4 protein-coding genes are annotated in these 5,187 nt (G+C 59.9%); 3 read left to right on the top strand and 1 reads right to left on the bottom strand.

Annotated elements, in window-relative coordinates; all coding sequences use genetic code 11:
* Nucleotides 1–282: 282 nt before the first annotated feature.
* Both LHW45_10920 and LHW45_10915 read left to right on the top strand, forming a co-directional pair.
* The gene (locus LHW45_10920) at nucleotides 283–768 is read left to right on the top strand and encodes a tryptophan-rich sensory protein (GenBank protein ID MCB5286082.1); all 486 of its coding nucleotides are present in this window, start codon (nucleotides 283–285) and stop codon (nucleotides 766–768) included.
* A 192-nt stretch (nucleotides 769–960) separates the two neighbouring features.
* The gene (locus LHW45_10915) at nucleotides 961–2,571 is read left to right on the top strand and encodes a hypothetical protein (GenBank protein MCB5286081.1); all 1,611 of its coding nucleotides are present in this window, start codon (nucleotides 961–963) and stop codon (nucleotides 2,569–2,571) included.
* An 82-nt stretch (nucleotides 2,572–2,653) separates the two neighbouring features.
* On the opposite strand, the gene LHW45_10910 is transcribed toward LHW45_10915, so the two are convergent.
* A complete protein-coding gene (locus tag LHW45_10910) occupies nucleotides 2,654–3,991 on the bottom strand; it encodes an O-acetylhomoserine aminocarboxypropyltransferase/cysteine synthase (protein ID MCB5286080.1) in 1,338 nt (445 codons plus the stop codon).
* A 329-nt stretch (nucleotides 3,992–4,320) separates the two neighbouring features.
* Between LHW45_10910 and LHW45_10905 the strand changes: the two genes are divergently transcribed.
* On the top strand, nucleotides 4,321–5,187 hold an 867-nt coding region (locus LHW45_10905; GenBank protein MCB5286079.1), incomplete at its 3' end, for a leucine-rich repeat domain-containing protein.

Raw genomic sequence — 5,187 nt, 5'->3', positions numbered from 1 at the left:
GACAGATCACCGGCGTCACCGGAGTCACCAAGGACCAGCCCGCACCCGCGGGCATGTCCCTGACCGACATACTGATGATCGTGCTGGTCATCGTCGTCGTGATCCTGGCGATCGTGGTCGTCATGCGTCTGATGAGGTCGTGAGACCGGGGAGAAGCCTGAACCGATGGAAACAGGGGGCTCATGCCCCCGTCTTAATGTTTTTCAATTCATCGTTCATGATTACCGTCCGGATACGCTTCCCTTAAAAGGACACAATGCGTATTTATGAAAAGGTGTGGACTTGGAGAACATACTGAAGAAGATGGATTGGAAGATACTGCTGGCGTGCCTGCTGCTGTGTCTTGCGGCCGGAATGATATCGAGCTTCGTGTCGGGAGACAGCATAGGCATATACAGCACTCTGGTGCTACCCCCGGTGTATCCTCCCGGATATCTGTTCCCGATAGTCTGGACGATACTGTACATACTCATGGCCGTGTCCCTGTACATGATCATAAAGACGGTCGGTAAGCAGGACCTCAAGCCGTACGTGGTGTTCGGGGTGCAGCTCTCCCTGAACATCGTGTGGTCCCCGGTATTCTTCGTCCTCGCGGACTACCTGCTGGCCTTCATAATCCTGGTGGCCATATGGCTGTCCGTCCTGGCGATGATAATCGTGTTCTGGATGCACGACCGCCGCGCGGGTATGCTGCAGATACCGTATCTGCTGTGGGTGACCTTCGCGGGATACCTGAGCTACAGCGTCTACGTGCTAAACCCCGTCTGACGCCCGGTCTCCCCGGCCGGGTGCCGATGACGGCGGGCGGGTCGCCCGTCCACGAGGCACCCGGGGGCCCGCCCTCCGATGTGTCGGGGGAACGGGTCCTTTTCAACGCCATCCGCGTCCCTGTCGGATGCTACCGTGCCGCGGACCCGTTCTCCGGAAAACCATATAATCGGAATCACATATCCCCCTCACATGAACAGGGCCAACAGGAATCTGTACTGGACTGTGTCCGGCATAGGCCTTGCCTATATAGCCGCATGCTTCGCATACTCGCTCTATGCCCAGCTGGTCGCGGAGGGCGCCGCTGTGTATTCCATGTACATGCTCCTGCCCGTGCCCGGTGCGGAGCAAGGTCTCTTCATGAGCCTCCCGGGCTACGTCGACATGATGAACTGGATATCCGTCTCTCTGCACGATGTCATCGCATCCTCGTCCGGCGGCTTCGACATCGACAGGTACTGGAGGTTCCTGGTGGCGGCTTTCACCGTTGCGGGGTTCCTATTGGTGGCCAGCGGTCCCTTCGTCAAGGTGTCGAAGGACATGTGCCACGGCGAGGAGGAACCCAAGGAGAAGCTCTTCACCCACCGCGGCAACGCCGCAGCCAGGATGCTGCTGCTTCCCTGGAACGGAATGCTGGCGGCATACAGGCTCAGCTTCCTGATGCTGATCCCTGTGGCGTTCTTCTTCCTGTTCGCCCTGCCGTTCGCCCTGCTCATGGACCTCGTCATGGTGCTCCCGTTCCTCATCCTCAAGGCAGTCATGGGCGCGAAGATAAGGGGCGCGTCCAGGTCGGATTCCGAGGAGTACCTGGAGAACACCGAGTACGCCGTGTGCCCCCACTGCAAGCGCAACTTCCTGCGCCCGAACGTCAGATGCAGATGCGACCAGATCCTGAGCTATCCGATACCGAACGAGTGCGGGACCAGATACCATACCTGCAGCAGGGGCCACGACATGCCGTGCACGTACGATGACGGGAAACGCGGACAGCTGAGGAGCGTCTGCCCGTTCTGCGGGAGAGACATAATGACCCGGGAGGCGCGCCCGATCGTCATCTCCACCGTGGGCGCCCCCGCCTCCGGGAAGACGACCTTGGTCCTGTCCGCGTTGAACAACCTGGACGAGGCTTCGAAGGAATGCGGCTTCTCCCTGGACCCTGTGACCCCCTGGGTCAGCAGCGGCCGTTACCGCCAGCCGGAGTCCGCCATGCGCACGGAACCGGGCGAGAGGGACTCCGAGATAGTTTTCCTGAAGAGCAGGAGGTTCTCCAGGGAGAAGGAGCTGCTGATCAACGACATCTCCGGCGCGGAGTTCGAGCCCCGGGAGGACAAGGTCATATTCGAGGAGTATTTCACGTACACGGACGGATTCCTGTTCACCGTGGACCCTCTTTCCCTGATCTCACCGCAGACATCCGTCAGGAGGTCCACCCCCCTCGACACCCTGTCCTCGTTCCTGTCCATGTTCAACGAGGTCACTGGCACCGGTCCTTCCTACACCACCACGATACCTGTGGCGGTGGTCCTCACGAAGGCGGACACCCCCCGGGTGTCCGAGATGCTGTCCCCCAGCGCGGGCACGGACTCCGACCCGGCCGCCAGGGGCTTCCTGGTGGACAACGGGCAGGAGCAGTTCGTGAAGACCCTGGAGTCCGTCTTCAAGGATGTAAGGTACTATGCCGTGGCATCGCTGGGCAGGGAGACCTCCAGCTCGTTCCATCCGCTGAAGTGGATACTCTCGTCCTCGGACGGGGATCTGGCATCAGTCATGCACTCCGGATGCGGGGAGAACGGAGCGGACTGAGCGCCGTTCCAGGAATCCCGTTTCCGGGGATGAACGGGCAGGAGCCCCGTGCAGCGGGGTCCGTCCCGTCCTTCCGGCACGCTCAGTCCCCGGAGGCCCTCAGCGCCTGGTCCAGATCCGCCAGTATGTCCTCTATGTGCTCCGTGCCGATGGAAAGGCGGACGGTGTTCGGCTTTATACCCTGCTCCTCCAGCTCGGCGGCTGTCAGCTGGGAGTGGGTGGTGCTCGCCGGGTGTATGACCAGCGACTTCACGTCGGCCACGTTGGCGAGCAGGGAGAAGATCCTCAGCGAGTCGCTGAACTTCTTGGCCTGCTCTAATCCGCCCTTGACCTCGAAGGTGAAGATCGATCCCGCCCCGTTGGGGTAGTACCTCCCGTACAGGGCGTGGTTGGGATGGTCGGGCAGAGAGGGGTGGTTGACCCTGTCCACGTTGGGATGGCCCTTGAGGAAATCGACCACCCTGAGGGCGTTCTCCACATGCCTCTCCACCCTGAGGGAGAGGGTCTCCAGGCCCTGGAGGAACCCGAAGGCGTGGAGCGGGGATATGCAGGCGCCTGTGTCCCTGAGGAGTATGGCCCTTATCCTGGTGCACAGCGGGGATTCCGCGCAGTCCCTGGCGAAGCTTATGCCGTGGTAGCTGGGGTCGGGCTCCGTCATCACGGGGAACTTCCCGCTGGCCTCCCAGTCGAAGCCGCCGCCCTCTATGATGACGCCGCCCAGTATGGTCCCGTGGCCCCCGATGAACTTGGTGGCGGACTCCACCACGATGTCCGCCCCGTGCTCCAGGGGCCTGAACAGATAGGGGGTGGCGAAGGTGTTGTCGACCACGAGGGGTATCCCGTGCCGGTGGGCTATGTCGGCCATCCTCTCGACGTCGCTTATCTGGGCGTTGGGGTTGCCGATCGTCTCCACGAAGAGGCACTTGGTGTTCGGCCTTATGGCCCTCTCGAACCCTTCATAGTCGTCGGGGTCCACGAAGGTGGTGGTTATCCCGTGCCTCACGAAGGTGTGGGCGAAGCAGTTGTACGTACCGCCGTATATGGCGTTGGAGGACACCACATGGTCCCCGGTCCCCGCCAGGTTCTGTACCACATAGGTTATGGCGGCGGCCCCGGAGGACACGGCCAGGGCGGCGGTGCCGCCCTCCAGTGCGGCCATCCTCCTCTCGAAGACCTCCTGGGTGGTGTTGGTCAGCCTTCCGTATATGTTACCCGGGTCCTCCAGGGTGAATCTCCTGGCGGCATGGTCGCAGCTTTTGAAGACGTAGGATGCGGTCAGGTATATCGGGACCGCCCGGGCGTCCGTGACCGGATCGGGCTCCTCCTGCCCGACATGGAGCTGTAGCGTCTCGAATCTGAGTCTCTGTCTGTTGCCAGGTCCCGAGGGGACATCGTTGAATTCGCCATTCTTGCCGGACATCTGCAATCACTCCGCGCCCTCAGCGCAGCATATCCATGTCCAACCGCAAGTGCGTATTAAAACCCTGTTGGCGAAATTATTCTTTTGTTACCTAGACGGGAGCGCATATATGAACATCTGTATATAAAAATGGTGTGAGATCGGCATCCAGCGGCAGGATGTGCGGATGCATGGGCGTTAACCGACGAGTAGCTCGTGGACACCGTTCGATGATATCACCAATCATGATGGATCTGTTTCTCCAGTCTGGTTAGTAATTTAGAAATCTTTATGTATATTATCTACATGCCGCGGTATAAGGAAATCCATGGCTAGGAGGAGGAGCCCGAATGAACTGTAAATCATATGTAGCGATAATAATAGCGGCGGCGGTATGCATGATGCCTGCGCTCGCACTCGTCGAGGACACGACCGCCGACGGTTTGGTCGAAGGATACACGACGATCGACGGAATCACTTACAAATGCTGTCTCGACGGCGATGTCAGGACCGCGTTCATAACAGGTTACGACGGCACCCTGGCGGACACCGACGGGGACGGCGCCGCGGACGGAGTGCACATACCTGGATCCGTGGAACACGGAGGCAACACGTATTCCGTGACCGATGTACCCAAATCACTGTTCAACGGGACCGGTGATACGAGTTACCGGAACCTCGGGAACCTTGTGATAGGGGAGGGCATAGTGCGTGTGCCCAGCGAGGCCTTCATGTTCTGCAATATTGACTCCATATCCTTCCCCAGCACCCTGGAGGTCATAGGCAGCAAGGCCTTCTTCCGTTCGACCGGTTTCTCCGAGGTTATGCTCAACGACGGCCTGGTGACTCTCGGCCCATCCTCCTTCTCAGGCACCAGTGTGGAGAAGGTATATGTTCCTGGTTCTGTGCACATCAATGTTTCTGAAACGAATACCGAAGGCAAAGTCGATTACGGTTCCGCGTACATATTCACGGGCTGCGATTCCCTCCGGGAGGTCATCCTCGGCGAGGGTCTCAACGCCATAGGATACAAGATGTTCGGCGAGTGCAAAAGCCTCGGAACTGTCGCCATACCCGCATCCGTGGAGACCATCGACGGCTGGGCGTTCCGCCACAGCAGCGCCACGGTCACATTCGCGGACGGTTGCAGTCTCGCCGAGATCGGGATATCCGCTTTCCTCGGCAAGACCAATGACGACACCTCCGCACCCACCGTG

The sequence above is a fragment of the Candidatus Cloacimonadota bacterium genome (genome assembly GCA_020532085.1).
Taxonomy (GTDB): Bacteria; Cloacimonadota; Cloacimonadia; order Cloacimonadales; family Cloacimonadaceae; genus Syntrophosphaera.
This window is presented reverse-complemented; position numbering and strand designations above follow the sequence as displayed.